This is a genomic window from Shinella sp. AETb1-6, assembly GCF_009826875.1.
GTDB classification, from domain to species: domain Bacteria; phylum Pseudomonadota; class Alphaproteobacteria; order Rhizobiales; family Rhizobiaceae; genus Shinella; species Shinella sumterensis.
On sequence record NZ_WUMM01000002.1, the window covers coordinates 230,028 to 249,442 of the forward strand.

19 protein-coding genes, 1 tRNA gene, 1 pseudogene and 1 riboswitch are annotated in these 19,415 nt (G+C 62.6%); of the genes and pseudogenes, 10 read left to right on the forward strand and 11 right to left on the reverse strand.

What is annotated here, in order from left to right; translation table 11 throughout:
• Nucleotides 1–45: 45 nt before the first annotated feature.
• Nucleotides 46–708, forward strand: coding sequence for a helix-turn-helix transcriptional regulator (locus GR158_RS04395; RefSeq protein WP_134647793.1), 663 nt, complete (start codon nt 46–48; stop codon nt 706–708).
• Nucleotides 709–717: 9 nt separating this feature from the next.
• On the opposite strand, the gene GR158_RS04400 is transcribed toward GR158_RS04395, so the two are convergent.
• Entirely contained in the window at nt 718–1,599 is an 882-nt protein-coding gene (locus GR158_RS04400) for a transporter substrate-binding domain-containing protein (protein WP_160870126.1), read from the reverse strand.
• Nucleotides 1,600–1,655: 56 nt separating this feature from the next.
• Between GR158_RS04400 and GR158_RS04405 the strand changes: the two genes are divergently transcribed.
• Entirely contained in the window at nt 1,656–3,623 is a 1,968-nt protein-coding gene (locus GR158_RS04405) for a glycosyltransferase family 2 protein (protein ID WP_160870127.1), read from the forward strand.
• A 55-nt stretch (nt 3,624–3,678) separates the two neighbouring features.
• Here GR158_RS04405 and GR158_RS04410 read toward each other — a convergent pair.
• Nucleotides 3,679–3,752: transfer RNA gene (locus GR158_RS04410), tRNA-Gly, on the reverse strand.
• A gap of 63 nt (nt 3,753–3,815) precedes the next feature.
• A pseudogene (locus GR158_RS04415) lies at nt 3,816–3,932 on the reverse strand (2'-deoxycytidine 5'-triphosphate deaminase); the annotation flags it as partial.
• Nucleotides 3,933–4,065: 133 nt separating this feature from the next.
• Between GR158_RS04415 and GR158_RS04420 the strand changes: the two are divergent.
• Nucleotides 4,066–4,623 (forward strand): hypothetical protein, encoded by a 558-nt coding sequence (locus tag GR158_RS04420; protein ID WP_160870128.1) that lies wholly within the window; start codon nt 4,066–4,068, stop codon nt 4,621–4,623.
• A 57-nt stretch (nt 4,624–4,680) separates the two neighbouring features.
• Here GR158_RS04420 and GR158_RS04425 read toward each other — a convergent pair whose 3' ends face one another.
• Nucleotides 4,681–6,204, reverse strand: a complete 1,524-nt coding sequence (locus GR158_RS04425; RefSeq protein ID WP_160870129.1) for a caspase family protein — start codon at nt 6,202–6,204, stop codon at nt 4,681–4,683.
• 385 nt (nt 6,205–6,589) lie between these two features.
• On the opposite strand from GR158_RS04425, the gene GR158_RS04430 reads away from it, so the two are divergent.
• From GR158_RS04430 to GR158_RS04445, 4 genes are all read left to right on the forward strand, one after another.
• The gene (locus GR158_RS04430; protein WP_160870130.1) at nt 6,590–7,189 is read left to right on the forward strand and encodes an OmpA family protein; all 600 of its coding nucleotides are present in this window, start codon (nt 6,590–6,592) and stop codon (nt 7,187–7,189) included.
• Between the two features lie 30 nt (nt 7,190–7,219).
• A complete protein-coding gene (locus tag GR158_RS04435) occupies nt 7,220–7,984 on the forward strand; it encodes a caspase family protein (protein WP_160870131.1) in 765 nt (254 codons plus the stop codon).
• Nucleotides 7,985–8,101: 117 nt separating this feature from the next.
• Complete coding sequence (locus tag GR158_RS04440) at nt 8,102–8,605, forward strand: hypothetical protein (RefSeq protein WP_160870132.1); 504 nt, start codon at nt 8,102–8,104, stop codon at nt 8,603–8,605.
• Nucleotides 8,606–8,675: 70 nt separating this feature from the next.
• The gene (locus GR158_RS04445) at nt 8,676–9,224 is read left to right on the forward strand and encodes a hypothetical protein (RefSeq protein WP_160870133.1); all 549 of its coding nucleotides are present in this window, start codon (nt 8,676–8,678) and stop codon (nt 9,222–9,224) included.
• A gap of 249 nt (nt 9,225–9,473) precedes the next feature.
• Here the strand turns inward: GR158_RS04445 and GR158_RS04450 are convergent, their stop codons facing one another.
• Nucleotides 9,474–10,580 (reverse strand): 2'-deoxycytidine 5'-triphosphate deaminase, encoded by a 1,107-nt coding sequence (locus tag GR158_RS04450; RefSeq protein ID WP_160870134.1) that lies wholly within the window; start codon nt 10,578–10,580, stop codon nt 9,474–9,476.
• A 78-nt stretch (nt 10,581–10,658) separates the two neighbouring features.
• Nucleotides 10,659–10,737, forward strand: a riboswitch (SAM riboswitch).
• Between the two features lie 43 nt (nt 10,738–10,780).
• Between GR158_RS04450 and GR158_RS04455 the strand changes: the two genes are divergently transcribed.
• Together GR158_RS04455 and apaG are read left to right on the forward strand one after the other, a co-directional pair.
• Nucleotides 10,781–11,965, forward strand: coding sequence for an O-succinylhomoserine sulfhydrylase (locus tag GR158_RS04455; RefSeq protein ID WP_160870135.1), 1,185 nt, complete (start codon nt 10,781–10,783; stop codon nt 11,963–11,965).
• A 123-nt stretch (nt 11,966–12,088) separates the two neighbouring features.
• Entirely contained in the window at nt 12,089–12,481 is a 393-nt protein-coding gene (gene apaG / locus GR158_RS04460; protein ID WP_134647799.1) for a Co2+/Mg2+ efflux protein ApaG, read from the forward strand.
• A 178-nt stretch (nt 12,482–12,659) separates the two neighbouring features.
• Here the strand turns inward: apaG and GR158_RS04465 are convergent, their stop codons facing one another.
• The 3 genes from GR158_RS04465 to GR158_RS04475 form a co-directional block, all read right to left on the reverse strand.
• On the reverse strand, nt 12,660–13,652 hold the full coding sequence (locus GR158_RS04465) for an Hsp33 family molecular chaperone (RefSeq protein ID WP_134647801.1): 993 nt from the start codon (nt 13,650–13,652) through the stop codon (nt 12,660–12,662).
• A gap of 196 nt (nt 13,653–13,848) precedes the next feature.
• A complete protein-coding gene (gene argF / locus GR158_RS04470) occupies nt 13,849–14,760 on the reverse strand; it encodes an ornithine carbamoyltransferase (RefSeq protein ID WP_134647803.1) in 912 nt (303 codons plus the stop codon).
• A 29-nt stretch (nt 14,761–14,789) separates the two neighbouring features.
• Nucleotides 14,790–15,980, reverse strand: a complete 1,191-nt coding sequence (locus GR158_RS04475; protein WP_134647805.1) for an aspartate aminotransferase family protein — start codon at nt 15,978–15,980, stop codon at nt 14,790–14,792.
• Between the two features lie 424 nt (nt 15,981–16,404).
• Between GR158_RS04475 and GR158_RS04480 the strand changes: the two genes are divergently transcribed.
• The gene (locus tag GR158_RS04480) at nt 16,405–16,944 is read left to right on the forward strand and encodes a GcrA family cell cycle regulator (protein ID WP_134647807.1); all 540 of its coding nucleotides are present in this window, start codon (nt 16,405–16,407) and stop codon (nt 16,942–16,944) included.
• Nucleotides 16,945–17,061: 117 nt separating this feature from the next.
• Here the strand turns inward: GR158_RS04480 and phoB are convergent, their stop codons facing one another.
• The 3 genes from phoB to pstB form a co-directional block, all read right to left on the reverse strand.
• A complete protein-coding gene (phoB, locus tag GR158_RS04485) occupies nt 17,062–17,745 on the reverse strand; it encodes a phosphate regulon transcriptional regulator PhoB (RefSeq protein WP_134647809.1) in 684 nt (227 codons plus the stop codon).
• A 19-nt stretch (nt 17,746–17,764) separates the two neighbouring features.
• Nucleotides 17,765–18,493 (reverse strand): phosphate signaling complex protein PhoU, encoded by a 729-nt coding sequence (gene phoU / locus GR158_RS04490; protein ID WP_134647811.1) that lies wholly within the window; start codon nt 18,491–18,493, stop codon nt 17,765–17,767.
• 104 nt (nt 18,494–18,597) lie between these two features.
• Nucleotides 18,598–19,413, reverse strand: a complete 816-nt coding sequence (gene pstB / locus GR158_RS04495; RefSeq protein ID WP_134647813.1) for a phosphate ABC transporter ATP-binding protein PstB — start codon at nt 19,411–19,413, stop codon at nt 18,598–18,600.
• Between the last annotated feature and the right edge of the window lie 2 nt (nt 19,414–19,415).

Consider the following 19,415-nt stretch of genomic DNA (forward strand, 5'->3'; position numbering starts at 1 on the left):
GGACAGGCTTTGGCTGGTCCAACGCCTTGGCAGGGTTTTCACAGTATGTTTTCCCATGACCGGATATGGGCGGCGATCGACGCCCTCGCCGAGCGCAACCGTCTTTCCCCGTCCGGGCTTGCCCGCCGCGCCGGGCTCGATCCGACGTCCTTCAACAAGTCGAAGCGGCAGGGTGCCGACGGCCGCCAGCGCTGGCCCTCGACGGAATCCATCGCCAAGGTGCTCGACGCCACATCCGCGACCATCGACGAATTCTTCGCGCTGGGCGACACGGGCCGGGACAGCGGCCTGCCGCAGGGCGCCTTTCCGCCGCAGGCCGGCACGATACCGCTGCTCGGCTTCGCACAGGCCGGCGCCGGCGGCTTCTTCGACGATGGCGGCTTTCCCGCCGGCCAGGGCTGGGATGTGGTGGAGTTTCCCGCCTCTCCCGACCGGAAGCCCGGCGTCTATGCGCTCGAGGTGCAGGGCGACAGCATGCTGCCGCTCTACCGCGACGGCGATATCCTGATCGTCGAGCCGGGCGCGCAGGTGCGCCGGGGCGACCGGGTGGTCGTCAAGACGCGCGAGGGCGAGGTCATGGCCAAGATGCTCCACCGCCAGAGCCCGCGTGCCATCGAGCTCCTGTCGCTCAATCCCGAGCATCCGAACCGCAGTTTCGACATGGAAGAGGTCGACTGGATCGCCCGCATCATCTGGGCGAGCCAGTAACGCCCGCCCTCACCCGCCATAGAGGTTGATGGGGAAATAACGCAGGTAGATTTCCTGCAGGCGCCCGCTGCGCGACAGGGCGAGAAGCGCGTGATCCATGGCCCCGGCCAGGGCTTCGTCCTGCTTGCGGACCATGATCGTCAGGCCCTCGCCGAGAAACGTCTCGGACAGATAGGGACCATCGAACAGGCGGCAGCAACCGGCCGATTCCGAGCCGCTCGTCCAGAAGGCGAGCTGCATGCCGTCGCCGAAGACCGCGTCGACCTTGCCGTCCTTCAAGGCCGCGAGCAGCGCCGCGCGATCGGGAAAGGCCTGCGCCGTCACACGCGGGAAGAAGGCCTTCAACATGGCCTCATGGGCGCTTGCCGCAACGACCCCCACCGCCTTGCCGTCGAGCGCGGCCGCCGTCTCACCGGAAGGCAACCGCGCCTTTGCCACGGCAAACCGGGCGGGAAGGCGCATGAACGGCCGCGAGAAGGCAAAGCGCTTGCGCAGGTCTGCCGTCACGGCGACGCCGGCCACGATCGCCTCGCCGTTGCCGTCGCTCAGCGCAGTTTCGAGTTCCGGAAAGGTCACGGCCTGGATCTGGCATTTGTCGGTGAGCTGCAATTCGCGGCAGATCTCGCGCACCAGATCGACATGAAAGCCGGCGAGCTTGCCCGTCTGGTCGATGAAGTTGAAGGGCGGAAAATCCACCGTCGTCAGGAAGCGCAGCCGCACGATGCCGGAGAGATCCGGCCGGGCGATGCGCTCGCGCGTGTCGAACAGGATCGGAAGATCGACGGTGCTGCGGTCCTGCGCCACGGCCGGCAGCGGCACGGCCGCCATCATCGACAGGCAAAGCGCCAGGAACCCGCAAATTTTAGGGGATGAAATTTTGCGCGACCACATTACAATCAACTTGGGGTTTAAAACGGGGGCAGCCGTGAAAGCGGCTGCAGGGCTGCATGCGACTGGCAGAATATCCCGACGACATCGCTTTCGCTACCGCAATCGGCGTCCTGCCGGCACGTCATGTGGCGCGGCCGGCGCATCCACCCGTCCCGCCGAAGTTCCTGACGGAAGCGCATCTCTTCCGCCGGCTCGGAATTTCCAAGGTGCTCATATCGCACATGCTGGTGCGGGCGAACCGCAACGGCACCACGCTGGAGGCCGAGCTTCTGGCCAGCGGCGCGGTCCTCGAAAGCACCTATTACGAGGCGCTTGCCGAGATCCTCGATCTCCCCTTTCTGCCCGAGCTCGATCCCGCCCAGGTGGAGGATATCGCGGGCGCCGACAGCCAGCTTCTCGATCCCACGGTCGTTCGTCTGCGCCATCCCGTGCGGCCGCCCGTCACCGCGATCGTGCCGAACGCGGCGCGGCTCGGCGATCTGGCCGAGCGGCTGGCGCAGTCGCCGGACCTGCGCACGACGCTTGTGGCAACGACACCATCGGCCCTGCGGTCCGCCCTCTGGCGGGCCGGCCGGAAGCGACGGCTGCGCGAAAGCGTCGACCGGCTCTTCGGCAGCGCGCCCGAGGCGAGCGCACGCATCACGCTATGGGGGCGGCAAGGCTTTTACACCGGCGCGGCGCTCACGCTGACACTTGCGCTCACCGTCGCGGAGCCGACGGCGGCGCTCCTTGTGCTGCATATTGTCCTCAGCTTCTTCTTCTTCGCCACGTTCTTCATCCGCCTCGTGGCGCTCGTCGCCACGAAACGGCAGCAGAAACGTCTGCGCCCGGCACCCCCCGCCGGCCGCCGGCCCGTCTATTCGATCTTCATCGCCCTCTATCGGGAGGCGGCGGTCGTCCCGCAGCTCATCGACACGCTGGACAGGCTTGAATGGCCGGCGAGCCGCCTCGACATCAAGCTGATCTGCGAGGCGGACGACCAGGCGACGCTCGATGCGCTGGCTGCCACGCGTCTTGGCCCGCAATACGAGGTGGTGGCGGTGCCGCCCGGGCGGCCGCGCACCAAGCCGAAAGCGCTGACCTATGCGCTGGGCGCGGCGCGCGGCGAGTATCTCGTGATCTACGACGCGGAAGACCGCATCGACCCGATGCAGCTGGAGGAAGCCTGGCGCACCTTCGAGGCCGGCCCGCCGGAGATCGTCTGCCTCCAGGCGCCGCTCGTCATCACCAATGCCCGGGAGAGCTGGATAAGCGCACTCTTTGCGCTGGAATATGCGGGCCTTTTCCGGGTGCTGTTGCCGCGCCTTGCCGCCGCGCGCATGCCGATGCCGCTCGGCGGCACGTCGAACCATTTTCGCACGCGCATCCTGCAGGCCGTCGGCGGCTGGGATCCCTTCAACGTCACGGAGGACGCCGATCTCGGCCTGCGCCTCTATCGGAAAGGCTATCGTTGCGGCACGCTCACTCGCCCGACCTACGAGGAGGCGCCGACCGAGGTCCGTGCCTGGCTCGGCCAGCGCAGCCGGTGGTTCAAGGGCTGGCTGCAAACCTGGCTGGTGGTGATGCGGCGCCCCTCCATGCTCATAAGGGAAATGGGGCTGGGCGCCAGCATCGTCTTCCAGGTGCTGATCGGCGGGCTCATCCTGTCCTCGCTCGCCCACCCGCTGGTCGTCGCCTATGTCGCCGTGATCACCGGGCAGCTGCTATCGGGGCAGGCCTATACCGTGGGGCCGATGCAGCTGACACTGTTCGTCATGGACATGGCGAACATCTTCGGCAGCTACGCCATCTTCATCGCGCTCGGACGGGCGGGCATGACACTGCCCGAGCGGGCGGCCGTCGGCCGCAAATGGATGCTGACGCCCGTCTACTGGCTGCTCGCCTCCCGCGCCGCATGGCGCGCCGTGCGCGAACTGCGCAGCAATCCGTTCTTCTGGAACAAGACCGCGCATCGCCCGGCGCAGACAGACGCGAAGACGGTGGTCACAAACCAAATGGTGGCGGAGGCGGAACAGAGTTTGTAAAACCGTCTAAAAACGGCATGGCGTCAACTCGGCCCAAAGTCCTGAAAATCCGGGCTGGAGCGGGTAGCGGGAATCGAACCCGCGCGTTCAGCTTGGGAAGCTGACAGGCTACCATTACATCATACCCGCAGGGCAGCGCCGAGGCCGCACTCATTCAACAGTTCGCGGGATGTGTCAAGCTGCTGCCAGGCGTCACCCGGCGCGGAAGTGCTTGGAGAGCTTGAGGCCCTGGGCCTGGTAGTTGGAGCCGAGGCCGGAGCCGTAGAGGCCTGCGGGGGCTTCGAGCATGTGCTCGTAGATCAGGCGGCCGGTGGGACCGTCGGTCGCGGCGACGATGGCGAAACGGGGTTCCCGCAACACCTAAACACACTTGTGCTGACAAGGAGAAGTTTCTAGCTTCCAGGCAGTATATCTCAAGACAGTCTCCGGTGGGTGAGTGGAAATGCGTCAGCGAATTTCAATGGGCGTCATGGCCATAGGCATGTCCGTTCTTTCAGCTCATGGCGCTTCCGCCAAGAATGCCGCGCTCTACAAGATCGGGAAACTCCCGGACTTCATCGGCATCGTCATCAAAGATGGCAAGATGTTCGCGCCTGTTGCGATGATCGATCGGGATTCAGAGAATTTTGACACAATGAACCGGATGGTGAAATTGGACTTGGGTGGCAAACCCAACTGCCTGACGTCCGAATGGGTGGACGACGACACGACTACCTATGTGAAAACATGCGCTGCCGCGGAGAAAACGGGTGATAGCAGCTACATCCTCAAGATTACCGTCAAATATGACTGGTCCCGTTGGCTTGCCCGCGGAAAGGAAGAACTGCAGTTCCTGAAAGAAGCCGACAAGGTCAAAGAGCGCAGATACGAGATCGACTTTGAGATTTCTGGAAAATCCTGCTCCGCCGTTATGCTCAAGCGGACCTATATTCCCATCGATGGCAAGCGACAGGTCCCGTCCACCGTCGGCGATCTGGGTTGCGTTGTCAGCAGCAAGTGACGCGCCTGCCGGATCACATGTCAGCCAGAGGCCAATAGCGCGCTTCGGCGTATCCTGTCACATGCAGAATTTCTGACCGTCCAGTTCAAAACAGTCCCTGGCCTTGGACGATTGAACATCCGCCTCCTGTTTCGGCGTACCCGAAGGCTTCTTTCGGCGTTCTGTGCGCGTGCTGCCCGCAGAAGAGGCTATGCATTTGCCGGCCTTGTTCAAAGTGAACCCGGCGTCACATGTCTTTCGCTCGCAGCGATCTCCGGCCACGACCTCCGTTGGAGCACATTCCAAGGGACACACCCGCCCTGTCCGCTCCCGAATGGCGGCAAGCGCAGCCTGCGAAGGCGCTTCGACATCAAGGGAAAGATTGGCGAATTGATTGAAACGCTCCATTGCCCGCTTGGACTGCCTGCCCCAACGCCCGTCCGCAGTGCCCTTGGAGCAGCCCAAGCCGGCAAGCCCCGACTGTACATCCCGGGTGAGTGACAGGAGATCGGCCTTGGCATTATCCGGCTGAACCAGCGCAGCGGTCTCTTCTCCCGCAAGGTCATCCCCGGACGCTGTACTGGCCGGCGTCTTTTGCTCTTCCGCAACCGCGCTTGCCGCTCCGACGGCGTCAACGGCAGCCACGGATGCGCTGGCCGCCTGTTGCTTTTCGGCCTTTACGAGGTCGTCGAGCGCATTTCGAGCCAGTTCTGCAAAGGCGCACTGGCCGAAATACTGAAGATGCGCCTTGAAGAGCGCCGCACTCTTCTTGTCTTCGATCGCCGCCCAGTGCGCAGCAGCATCGGCACACGGATCCTTGACGACTGGGCGTGTAACCTCGACCGGTGGCTTGAGATAGATGTTCACATCGGGCAAGCGCCCGTATTCGAAGGGTGTCTGGGTACCGTTGGTTTTCTGCTTCACGAACCGGGCGACCTTTCGGAACAGGAAATTCAATTCGAGTCCGGGCTCCTCGATCGTGGAAAGGAGCGCCTCCGTGTAGGGGCTATGGTTCCCCTCGCCGTCCGATGCGGTTGTTCCGGCTGCGGCCGAATAGCTGATATAGATACCGTCGGCAGCTTCGACCTTGGCCAACCCGCGGCCAACAGATCGCGTTCTGCCTTCCATGCTGGCAATGAACGGATTGTTGCGGCAGGCATCGAGAAGCACGAGCTTGATGCCGTTGCCGCCCTCGATTGCGGAGAGAATGTCGCTCAGGGAAACCGCCTCGAACTTGATGCGTGCATCCGACTTGAGTTTCGCATCGACCGGTATGAGGTAGTTCTCGCCACCGACCTCGATGCCATGGCCCGCATAGAAGACAACGGCCATCTCCGCACTGGCCGCCTTCTCGCTGAAGTCGGCGAGCAGTCCCTCAAGAGTAGCCTTCCGGGTGTCGCGCCCGATAGACACTTCGAAGCCGAGGCGTTCCAGCGCTTCTGCGACTGCGTCAGCATCACGAACAGGGTTCGGCAGGCGTGGGACCGCTTCGTACGAAGAGTTCCCAATGACGAGGGCGATCCGAGTCGCATGCGCGACACCCGCTGAAGCCAGGAGCGCGATGAACATCGCCAAAAGGAAACGGAACCGCGGGACAGTCATTCTGTTGCTCACACATTGCCCGGCTCTACCGGAGGCCTCGCCAACAGGGCTTCTAGCATTATTCACGGCGAACGGCTGTTCTCTAGGATACAGCGCTGCACGAAAGGGTAAAACAATATTAGATCGGTTTCTATCCTTCACAATACCCATTGATGATCGATACTTCGCGGATCTGTCTTGTCAGCAAACCCGCCATCACACGTCGATCACAAACTGCGGCAGACCAACAGACCATTTTTGCTGCAAAACATAAATGCAGATCGCATACCCCCCGGAAATCGGGCATATAATGAAAACTTCCCAAGCATAACTCGAAATCCATTGCTTTAGGGCGCTGTATAACCCTTAATGAAAAATTGATGTATCGCTGCACTGGAATATCGAGATGAGTTTACGTCTATGCACCATCCTGTCCGCTCTGTTTTTTATCAGCAGCCTTGGTGTGGCGAGCGGCAAGGACCTCTCCACGCAGGACATGATAGACCGTCTTAAAGAGCCCCGCAAAGCGCCGACACGCAGCATTTCAGCCAATGACATTGGAAAATCCGGGGACACGCCGGGTTTCATGACTCATGAGACCACGCGCGGCTTGAAGATCGATGAGCGCAGGCAGCTGGACGAATATGTTTCCAGCTACGACAGGCCCGTTCTCGATATCAATATTGGCTTCGGCCTGAACTCCTCGACCCTCACCGATTCTGCTCAGACCGTCCTGCGGGAGCTTGCCGTCGCGTTGACATCACCAGACTTGAGCGGCAGCAAGTTTTCGTTGAGCGGCCACACCGATGCCTCCGGCACCAGCGAGAGCAACCAGCTCCTGTCCGAGCGGCGCGCCCTGTCCGTAAGGAATTTCCTTGCCTCCCACGGCGTGCCGCCGCACAGGCTGATCGCCGCGGGCTACGGAGAAGAGCGTTCCACGCAGGGACTGGACCCCAATGACCCGAAAAATCGCCGGGTTGAGATCATCAATCTCGGAACGCCTTGAACACGCGCAACACAACCCGTTGGTCATCCGATGAACACTCCCCTCAGATTCGTGAAATCAGGAACGGTTGCAGCCCTTTCCCTTCTGGCGGCGGTGTTTGCCGTCATCCTGTTTTTGCTCCCGGCGAATGCCGGCTTGTCTCTCAGGGATAAAGCGCCCCAACCATCATTCGTTGTGTATAGCGTCGGCCCCGGAGAACATACGTATGATGACGCCGAGCAAGGTTTTTCGGCGATGTTCATCGACGCGCTGGTTTCTGCCGTCCCGGATGAGGATGTTGCCCTTACCATCCGGCGGACGAGAGCCAACGCGGGGGGCCAGATCGAACCCGCGGTAGAGGACAGCCTTGAGGGAACGGCAAGCCTGCGGAGCACCAGCGGCATCAAGAAGGCGTTGCTGGTCGCGGTGGAAAAGTACGAGGCGGGCGTGCTGACCGCGCCCGTTCACCATGCCAAGCGCTTGGATAAAGTGCTGCAAGGCATCGGCTACCAGACGGAGGTCCTCACAGACCCCGATCAAAACACTTTCGCTCTCGTGTTGGACAAATTCGTGCAGGGCCTCAAGACAGGTGATCAGGCGCTCTTCTACTTTAACGGAAGAGGGTTCGACTTAGCCAATGCCGCTTACCTTCTCCCGAGGGACGAAGGGACGCCCATGACCCTGGAGGGCTACAAGAGGCGGGCCATACCCTTTGAAACCGTGCAAGGAAAAATTACGAAAAAGGCACGCAACGCCATCTTCATTGTTGACATCGATCGAAGTGAACTTGGCGGTTCGAGCAGAGTCACGCGATAGCGCCCTCCACCGGTCGCACGCATCAAAACCTTGACCAGCCGAAATCAAGAAACGAGGCACATCGTGACATACCCGCGCCGACTTCTTGCATGTGCGCTTCTCTCCCTGGCTTCCGTCATGAACACGACCGGGGCAGCGCATTCGGCTGGCATCAGCCTGTTCGAACTGGACAAGGTACCCGACCTCACCGGATTCCTGCTCAAGGACGGGAAGATGTTCGCCGTCTTCAACGACGCGCTTGTGTCGCTTCAGTCCGACGAGCTTTACGGAAAGCTCCTCAAGATGGATCCGGCCGGCAAAAAGAACTGCACGAAGATACTCTACGCGGACAGCGACAAATCGTGGACCTCGAAGCCCTGCATCTCCGCGCGACGCCAGGCCGACGGATCCTATCTGGTTGACCTCGCGATCCGGTACGAATTCCCTGACGACGTGAAAGACGAAATCAGCAACCTCAAGGCCGCCGACCACGTAAAAGAGCGGAAATTGCGCATCCACTTCGAAGCCACGGCATCGACATGCACGGCAAGCGTGATCGCGCGCACCTATGTGCCGCTGGACGGCACGAAGCATAAGTCCTCCAGGACCGGTCCAGTCACCTGCAGGACAATCGCTCACTGAGCCTGTCGGCCCACCGCAACGCTGCATTCTCGATAAATCCCACCACACTCCGAGTTACTGGACACAAACAATGTCACTTCGTCGCCGAAATATCATTCTTGGCCTTTGCTTCCTGCTTTCCCTCAAGTCGACGGCGGAAGCCAGCGGGGCAACGATGTACAGCTTTGAAAACGTTCCCGACATTGCCAGCATAGTTCTGAAGGATGGCAAGATGTTCGCCGCATTCGGTGGCGCAACGGTCACGGATGCCATGAACACATTCAACAAGCTTCTTCCGCTGGATCTTAAGGGCAAGACCAAGTGTACGAAGCTTGAACATGTGGAACTGGGAACCGGCTGGACCGAAAATCCCTGCCTCACCGTCCGACATGCCAGCGACGGCGAGTATGTCATCGATGTGGTGAACAGGTTCGATTACGGAGACACCAGTGACGCAGGGTATGTCGACTTCCTCAAAACGGAGGACTTCGTCAAGGAAAGGCGCTTCACGTTTCGCTTCTCGGTAAAAAGGAACGGCTGCGAGATCGAGGTCACGAAGCGCAGTTACATTCCCATCAACAGCAAAAAATCAAAGCCATCACGAACAGGCTCCGGCATCTGCACGGTAAAAAAACACTGAGAGAATGCCTGAGCTCCATGGATATGCCCCCAAGAAGGTCTCGAGACGGTCCCATAGAGCCTAAAATTTTACCGCATTTCATAGCTCAGCCTTCGGCACCACACGCTCTCGATGTCTGGTCCCTTCAGTTATCGACTCAGACAACACGAACCGCGTGCCAGCCCGATCTCGAGCAATAGGCGCCAGATCCTTTGGTACCGCACTGGATCAAAGTGGGCGATTACCGGTGCCGCTAGCTTCTGCCAGGCGTCACCCGGCGCGGAAGTGCTTGGAGAGCTTGAGGCCCTGCGCCTGATAGTTGGAGCCGAGGCCGGAGCCGTAGAGGCCTGCGGGGGCTTCGAGCATGTGCTCGTAGATCAGGCGGCCGACGATCTGGCCGTGTTCGAGGATGAAGGGCACCTCGTGGCTGCGCACTTCCAGCACCGCGCGGCTGCCGGAACCGCCGGCCGGCGCGTGGCCGAAACCGGGATCGAAGAAGCCGGCGTAATGCACGCGGAACTCGCCGACGAGCGGATCGAACGGCGTCATCTCGGCCGCATAGAGCGGCGGCACATGCACGGCCTCGCGAGAGACGAGGATGTAGAACTCGTCCGGGTCGAGGATCAGCTCGTTGCGGCCGCGGCTGAACAGGGGCTCCCAGAAATCGAAGATGTCGTGCTGGTTCTTGCGATCGACATCGACGACGGAGGTGTGATGCTTGCCGCGATAGCCGATGAGGCCGTCCGGCCCCGTGCCCTTGAGATCGATCGACAGGGCGATGCCGCCGCCGGAGACATTGGGCGTTTCGCTGGCGACGAGCGTGTCGCTGACATGCAGCGCCGTGAGCTCGTTTTCGCTGAGGAGCGCATTGCCCTTGCGGAAGCGGATCTGCGACAGGCGCGAACCGCGGCGCACCACGATGGGGAAGGTGCGCGGGGAGATTTCCAGATAGAGCGGTCCGGCATAGCCGGCCGGGATCTTGTCGAATTCCTGCGCCCGGTCGGTGATGACGCGGGTGAAGATATCGAGGCGGCCGGTGGAGCTCTTGGGGTTCGCGGATGCGGCGAGTTCGGCCGGCAGATCGAGGCTTTCCATCAGCGGCACGATGTAGACGCAACCGGTTTCCAGAACCGCGCCCTCGCTGAGATCGATGACGTGCAGTTGCAGGCGGTCGAGCTTGTCGGCGACGAGATGGGACGGGCCGGGCAGGAAACTTGCCCGCACGCGGAACGCCTTGGCGCCGAGCCGCAGATCGAGGCTCGCCGGCTGGATCTGGTCGTCATCCAGCGCGGCTTCGCTTTTCAGCCGGCCGCTTTCGAACAAGCCGCGGATGGCGTTATCCGCCAGAATGCCCGTGCTGCGCACCACAGAAGCCATAGTCGTACCGTCCCGTCAGAAGGATCGCACAAAACCAAATGCCGGCAATTGACGCAAGCGCAGCCAAGCAGTATTAGCGGATTATCCCGTGGTGATTTGGCCGGCCGGCTTGCAGCCACGTAAAACAAGTAGCTAAAAAGGCCGGGTTCGAAACCGGCTTGCTTTTGCGGCCGGTTTTTTTGTTTGAAGGCGACGATCACATGAGCAAGTCCTGGCGTCCGGCCACCCAACTCGTTCACGGCGGAACCACCCGCTCCCAGCACGGCGAAACCGCCGAAGCCATCTTCCTGACGCAGGGCTTCGTCTATGACACGTCCGCTGCGGCCGAAGCCCGCTTCAAGGGCGAGACGGACGGGTTCATCTATGCCCGCTACGGCAGCCCGACCAACGACATGTTCGAAAAGCGCATGTGCATGCTGGAAGGCGCCGAAGACGCCCGCGCCACCGCCTCCGGCATGGCCGCCGTGTCCGCCGCGATCCTCTGCCAGCTCAAGGCGGGCGATCATATCGTCGCCGCTCGCGCGCTGTTCGGGTCCTGCCGCTGGGTGGTGGAGACGCTTGCGCCGAAATACGGCATCGAGTGCACGCTGATCGACGGCCGCGACCTCGCCAACTGGGAAGGCGCGATCCGCAAGAACACCAAGGTGTTCTTCCTGGAAAGCCCGACCAATCCGACGCTGGAAGTGATCGACATCGCCGGTGTGGCGACGCTCGCCAACCAGATCGGCGCGAAGGTGGTGGTCGACAACGTGTTCGCCACGCCGCTCTTCCAGAAGCCGCTGGAACTCGGCGCGCATGTCGTCGTCTACTCCGCCACGAAGCATATCGACGGCCAGGGCCGCTGCCTGGGCGGCGTCGTCCTGTCGGACAAGCAGTGGATCGACGAGAACCTGCACGACTACTTCCGCCATACCGGCCCGGCCATGTCGCCGTTCAATGCCTGGACGTTGCTGAAGGGCATCGAGACGCTGCCGCTGCGCGTGAAACAGCAGACGGAGAATGCGAGCCGCATCGCCGATTTCCTCGCCGACCAGAAGCAGGTCGCCCGCGTGATCTATCCCGGCCGCAAGGACCATCCGCAGGCCGATATCATCGCCAAGCAGATGACGGGCGGCTCCACCTTGGTCTGCTTCGAGATGAAGGGCGGCAAGGACGCGGCGTTCGCGCTGCAGGATGCGCTCGAGGTCGTGAAGATCTCCAACAATCTCGGCGACGCCAAGAGCCTGATCACGCATCCGGCGACGACGACGCACAAGAACCTGACGGACGAGGCGCGCGCCGAGCTCGGCATTTCCGCCGGCACCGTGCGCCTGTCGGCCGGCATCGAGGACAGCGACGACCTGATCGAGGATTTCGCCCGCGCGCTCTCCAAGGTCACCGCCTGATTTCGCCAGGACGGACGACAGTTGAAAAAGGCGCCAGCCACAAGGCCGGCGCCTTTTGCGCTTATCCTTGACGAAACCTTATTCGTGTAGAATAGCAGGGGTCGTTCAGTTCAAGGCTTGCCCATGTATCGTGCGCTGACCCGCGACATCGAAGTGACCGTAGAGCCATATTATCTGGCCGATCAGTCCGATCCCGACGACAGCCGCTATGTCTGGGGATACCGGGTCGTCATTTCCAACCACTCCGACATCGCCGTGCGTCTGGTGACGCGCTACTGGCATATCACCGACCAGAACGGGCAGGTGGACGAGGTGAATGGACCGGGCGTGATCGGCGAGCAGCCGGTGCTGAGGCCCGGCGACACCTACGAATATTCATCGGGCTGCCCGCTGGAAACGCCGTCCGGCATCATGTTCGGCCGCTACCGCATGGAAGCGGAAAACGGCGAGGCCTTCGACGTCGCCATTCCCGCCTTTTCGCTGGATACGCCGGGACAGGCGCGTACGCTGAATTGAGGGTTGGGGTGGCCCCCTCATCCGGCTGCCGCCACCTTCTCCCCGAGGGGAGAAGGGAGGGATGCAAAGTCCCGCCTTGCCTCCACGAAAGTGATCTCAGGAAAACAGTCCGGCTGGGCCCTTCTCCCCTGGGGGAGAAGGTGGCCGACAGGCCGGATGAGGGAGTTGCCGCAAGCGTTTACTGCGGCAGGACTTCCGCGGCTTCGAAGCGGTAGGTCGTCGAGCAGAACTCGCAGGTGACGGCGATCTCGCCCTTTTCGTCCGCCGTATGGGCGATCTCCTCGGCGCTGAGCGCTGCCAGCACGCCCTTCAGCTTTTCGCGCGAGCACGAGCAGCGGTCGAAGACCTGCTGCGGCGGGTAGACCCGCACGCCGCGCTCGTGGAACAGGCGAAACAGCAGCCGTTCGGTGCCGACATTCGGATCCGTCAGCTCATCCGCGTCGATCGTCTCGACCATGGCCTTGGCCTCGGCCCAATGATCATCGTCGTCGATCTTGTGGCCGGCCTCGTCGCCGTCGCCGCCGGGAAGGTCGGCCTGGCGCATGCGCTCGGGCGATTGCGGCAGGAACTGCGCGACCATGCCGCCGGCACGCCAGCGGTGACGCGCCTTGCCGTCGGCATCGCGGTCGTACAGTTCGGCGACGCCGAGGCGCACCTTGGTCGGGATCTGCTCCGACTGGCGGAAATAGACGCCGGCGATTTCTTCCAGCGTATGGCCGTCGAGCGGAACGATGCCCTGGTAGCGCTGCATATGCGCGCCCTGATCGATGGTGAAGGCGAGGATGCCCTTGCCGAGCAGCTCATGCGGCTCGGTCGCGCCGGCTGCGATGGCGGCATCGAGCGCTTCCTGATCGAAGCGGGCATAGGCGCGCACATCCTGCGGTGCGGAGAAATCCGCGACGAGCAGGTCGACGGGGCCATCGCCCTTGGTCTGCACGATCAGCTTGCCCTCGAATTTCAGCGAGGTTCCGAGGAGCACGGTCAGCGCGATGGCTTCCGCCAGCAGGCGGGCCACCGGTGCGGGATAATCATGCCGGCCGAGAATGGTATCCAGCATGGGACCGAGCTGCACGGCGCGGCCGCGCACATCCAGGCCCTCGACCTGGAAAGGCAGGACGTGGTCATCGCCGGCATAGCCGGGCTCACCGAGTTTCAGGGCGGTTTCCGCCATCATCATTCTACTCCTTCACGCGCCGCAATGCCGGCGGGCTCAGGGCCCGGCCGCTTGGGGCAGCACTCTATCCTGATTGCGCATATGCCGGCCGGGATCATTCCACACCGGGCGGGCATGCGCCAGTGAAAGCGCCTCGCGGCGCCTCTGCGATAGGCCCTAGATCGTGCCGGTAGCGCCGTTTTTCAAGACGGCCTCAGACGGCTCCGAAGCACCAGGCGAGGATGGACTTCTGTGCGTGCAGGCGGTTTTCGGCCTCATCGAAGACCACGGACTGCGGGCCGTCGATGACCTCGTTGGTGACTTCCTCGCCGCGATGGGCGGGCAGGCAGTGCATGAAGAGCGCGTCCTTGCTGGCGCGCGCCATGAGCTGCGGGTTGACCTGATAGGGCTGGAAGATGTTGTGGCCGCGGGCGCGGTGCTCCTGGTTCATCGAGACCCAGGTATCGGTGACGACGAGATCGGCGCCGTCGACCATCGCCTCGGCATCGTGCCCGAGCAGGATATTGCCGCCGTTGTCACGCGCCCAGTTGAGGATCTTGTCATCAGGCTCGGAGCCCATCGGCACGGCCATCTTCATGGTGTAGCCGAAGCGGGCCGAGCCCTCGACGAAGGAATGCAGCACGTTGTTGCCGTCGCCCGTCCAGGTGAAGGTCTTGCCTTTGGTGGAGCCGCGATGCTCCTCGAAGGTCATGATGTCGGCCATGATCTGGCAGGGATGGGTGAGATCCGTCAGCGCGTTGATGACCGGCACCGTGGCGTGCTCGGCCAGCTCCAGCAGGCGTGCATGGTCGGTCGTGCGGATCATGATCGCGTCGACATAGCGCGACAGGACCTTGGCCGTGTCGCCGATGGTCTCGGCGCGGCCGAGCTGCATTTCCGTGCCCGACAGGAACAGCGTCTCGCCGCCGAGCTGGCGCATGCCGACATCGAACGAAACGCGGGTGCGGGTGGACGGTTTCTCGAAGATCATCGCCAGCATCTTGCCGGCCAGCGGCTTGGCTTCGGTGCCGGCCTTGTTGGCGGCCTTTCGCGCATGCGCATCGTCCATGATGACGCGGAGATCGCTTTCCGAAACGGCGGAAAGATCGAGAAAATGCTTGGCCATGATGTGTCCTGTCCCAGTCCCTTATGCGCTCAGGCGGCCTTGGCGGCGCTCAGCTTTTCGGCGGCCCGCTCGATGCGGGCGAGCCCTTCGCGTGCATCTTCCGCCGTGGTGATCAGCGGCGGCAGAAGGCGCAGCACATTGTCGCCCGCCGGCACGGCAAGCAGCTTTTCGGCGCGAACCGCCTTCAGGAGATCGGCGACCGGAATGCGTGCCTTGATGCCGAGCATCAGGCCCTCGCCGCGCACGTCCTCGATGATGTCGGGGAAGCGGTCCTGCAGCGCCGCGAGGCCCTGGCGGAAGACCAGCGCGACATCGCGCACATGCTCCAGGAAGCCATCGGCGAGCACCACGTCGAGCACGGCGTTGCCGACGGCCATGGCGAGCGGATTGCCGCCATAGGTCGAGCCGTGCGTGCCGGCCACCATGCCGGACGCCGCCTCGGCCGTTGCCAGGCACGCGCCGAGCGGGAAGCCGCCGCCGATACCCTTGGCGATCGCCATGATGTCGGGTGCGACGCCCGAATGCTCATAGGCGAAGAGGCGGCCCGTGCGGCCGACGCCCGTCTGAACCTCGTCGAGGATGAGCAGCAGGCCGTATTCGTCGCAGAGCTGGCGCAGCTCCTGCATGAATTCCTTCGGCACCGGCCTGAGGCCGCCCTCGCCCTGAACGGGCTCGATCAGGATCGCCGCGGTTTCCTCGGTGATCGCGTCCTTGACGGCGGCGATGTCGCCGAAGGGAACCTTGAGGAAGCCCGGCGCCTTGGGGCCGAAGCCCTCGATGTACTTTTCCTGTCCACCGGCGGCGATTGTCGCGATCGTGCGGCCATGGAACGCGCCTTCGAAGGTGATGATGTGGAACTTGCCCGGATGCCCCTTGGCGAAATGATAGCGGCGCGCGGTCTTGATCGCGCATTCCAGCGCTTCCGCACCCGAATTGGTGAAGAACACCTTTTCGGCGAAGGTCGCGTCCGTCAGCCGGCGGCCGAGGCTTTCCTGGCCCGCAACCTCATAGAGATTGGAGAGGTGCCAGACCTTGTCGGCCTGCTCCTTCAGCGCGGAAACGAGATGGGGATGGCCGTGGCCGAGCGAACTGACGGCCACGCCGGCGGCGAAATCGAGATATCGCTCGCCGTTCTCGTCGATCAGCCAGACGCCCTCCCCGTGCGTGAACCGGAGCGGCGCACGCATATAGGTTTCATAGAGCGGCGCGGCATCGGCCATGGCGCGTATCCTCCAAAAGGGATGCGGAAAAGAAATTCGGGGGCTTGACTTTCCGGTTGCCAGAAAAATCAAAAGCCGCCTTTCGGCGGCATGCTGCACTATCGGCATTTCAGGCCGTGATGTCAATAAAATGCATAGCTCCAAATCGCACTGAACCTCCCGCAAGGTGAGGATTCACAGCATGCATGGACAGTGTCGCTATCGAGTCACACCCTACCAGCAAGTTGGGGAAAACTCTGAAATCGATTCGCCCCGATTCCCCCGACTCTTGTCACAGAGTCCCCCGAACTCTAGGTTAAGGGTCAATTACTAGACTGCATGCGGCGGAACTAGTCACCACCAGAGTTAGGGCGCTCAGGCTACGGATTCGTTCGTGGCGCGATGAGGGATTCCCGCACAGCGAGCGCCGAACGGAGACGAGAGCATGAACTGGACAGACGAGCGGGTCGAGAAACTCAAGAAGCTCTGGAGCGAGGGCCTCAGTGCCAGCCAGATCGCGGCGCAGCTCGGCGGCGTCAGCCGCAACGCCGTGATCGGCAAGGTGCACCGGCTCAACCTGCCCGGCCGCGCCAAGGCCGGCGGCACGCCCGCTTCGGCCCGCCCGAAGCGCCCGGCGCAGGCCACCCCGCGTCCCTCGAACTTTACCGCGCGTCCGGCCAACGCGCCCCGTCCGGTCAGCCGGCCGGTGGGCAACGCCCTTGCCAAGGATGAGATCGACACCGATTTCGATGCACAGGCCGAGAACCTGCCCGTCGTGATCAGCGGCAAGAACGTCGTGGTGCCGATGTCGCGCAAGCTGGAGCTGACGCAGCTCACCGAGCGCACCTGCAAGTGGCCGATCGGCGACCCGCTGAACGACGACTTCCATTTCTGCGGCTGCGAGTCCCCTGACAATTCGCCCTATTGCACCTATCACCAGCGTCTCGCCTACCAGCCTTCGGCCGAGCGCCGCCGGGCACGGTGACACCGGCGACAGAAGACTAGAAACGGGGCCGAAAGGCTCCGTTTTCGTTTGCGCGGCCTGCCGGAACGCAAACGGGCCCCGAAGGGCCCGTTTGCGTCCTTGGGAGGAATGCGTCGCTCAGGTTTCCAGCGAGTAGCCGGCGCCGCGCACCGTGCGGATGACATCCTGCATGTTGGCGAAGTTGAGTGCCTTGCGCAGGCGTCCGACATGCACATCGACGGTACGCTCGTCGACATAGATGTCATGCCCCCAGACACCGTCGAGAAGCTGCGAACGCGAGAAGACGCGGCCGGGCGAGGTCATCAGGAACTCCAGGAGGCGGAACTCCGTCGGGCCGAGGCGGACTTCGCGCGTGCGGCGGTGAACGCGGTGCGTCTCGCGGTCGAGCTCGATATCGCCGCAGCGCAGCACCGTGGAGACCACTTCCGGTTTGGCACGGCGCAGCATGGCCCGCACGCGGGCGACGAGTTCCGGCGTGGAGAAGGGCTTGACCACGTAGTCATCCGCACCGGTGGCGAGGCCCCGCACGCGTTCGCTCTCCTCGCCGCGCGCCGTCAGCATGATGATCGGCAGCCGCTCGGTTTCCGGCCGCTGGCGCAGGCGCCGGCACAGTTCGATGCCGGAAACGCCCGGGAGCATCCAGTCGAGGATGAGAAGATCGGGCATGCGCTCCTGCAAGCGCATCTCCGCCTCGTCGCCGGACAGGATCGTATCCACCTCGAAACCCTCCGCCTCGAGATTGTAACGCAGGAGGACGCTCAGCGCCTCCTCATCTTCCACGACGGCAATTCTGGGCACCATGTAGCGAACCCTATCCAGTTTACTCGGAAGCTTCGGAGACATCGGCCGTGACGACGGATGTCGAGGTGTCGTCCTTCGGGCGCTCGCCCTCGGGCTGGGAGCCCGTCGCCATGTAGTAGATGGTTTCGGCGATGTTGGTCGCGTGGTCGCCGATGCGCTCGATGTTCTTGGCGCAGAACAGGAGATGGGTGCAGGGCGTGATGTTGCGCGGGTCTTCCATCATGTAGGTCAGGAGTTCGCGGAACAGCGAGGTGTAGATCGCATCGATCTCGTCGTCGCGCTCGCGGATCGCCTTGGCCTTGTCCACCGAGCGGGTGGCGAAGACATCGAGCACTTCCTTGAGCTGCATCAGCGCCAGTTCGGCAAGATGCTCGAGACCGCGCGCGAGCTTGCGCGGCATGCCCGAGCTCTGCACGGCGATCACCCGCTTGGCGGTGTTCTTGCCGAGGTCGCCGACGCGCTCCAACTCGGCGGCGATGCGGATCGTGCCCATGATTTCGCGCAGGTCGGCCGCCATCGGCTGGCGCTTGGCGATGGTGACGATCGCCTTCTCGTTGATCTGGCGCTCGGCATTGTCGAGGATGACGTCCTCGGAAATGACCTTCTGGGCCAGCGCCGCATCGGCGGAAACGAGGGCGCGGACGGAATCCGCCACCATCTGCTCGGCCGTGCCGCCCATCTCGGAAATGCGGCGGGAGAGGTATTTCAATTCTTCATCGTAGATCGAGACGATATGGGTCGATGACATCGTTCTGTCCTTAATACACGAGACGTGTTTTTTCGACGCAATTCCGAACGCAAAACCGCTTCACACTTTTGCTGGAATTGCTTGGGGCTAAGGCTACCAAAACGTCAGCCGAAGCGGCCCATGATGTAGTCCTGCGTGCGCTGGTCATCCGGGTTGGTGAACATCTTGTCGGTATCGTTCTCCTCGACGAGGTTGCCGAGGTGGAACATGGCGGTGCGCTGCGACACGCGGGCCGCCTGCTGCATGGAATGCGTCACGATGACGATCGTGAAATTGGCGCGCAGCTCGTGGATCAGTTCCTCGACCTTTGCGGTGGCGATCGGGTCGAGCGCGGAGCAGGGCTCGTCCATCAGGATGACTTCCGGGCTGACGGCAACGGCACGTGCGATGCACAGGCGCTGCTGCTGGCCGCCGGAAAGGCCCGTGCCGCCTTCGTGCAGGCGATCCTTCACCTCGTTCCACAGGCCGGCCTTCTGCAGGCTCTGTTCGACGATCGCGTCCATATCGGCCTTCGCCTTGGCGAGGCCGTGGATGCGCGGGCCATAGGCGACGTTCTCGTAGATCGACTTCGGGAACGGGTTCGGCTTCTGGAAGACCATGCCGACGCGGGCGCGCAATTCAACGACATCGATGTTCGGATCGTAGATATCGTCGCTGTCGAGCGTGATGCGGCCGGTGACGCGGCAGCCGTCGATCGTGTCGTTCATGCGGTTGAGCGTGCGCAGGAAGGTCGACTTGCCGCAGCCGGAGGGGCCGATGAGCGCCGTGACGGTGTTTTCGCGGACGTTCAGGTTCACGTCATAGAGGGCGCGCTTCTCGCCGTAATAAACCGAAACGTCCTTGCCGATCATCTTGTAGGAAATGTCGTTCATTTGTCTGTCCAGGGCTTTCTCGACTGCTGCTTCTGACATCATGTTCATAT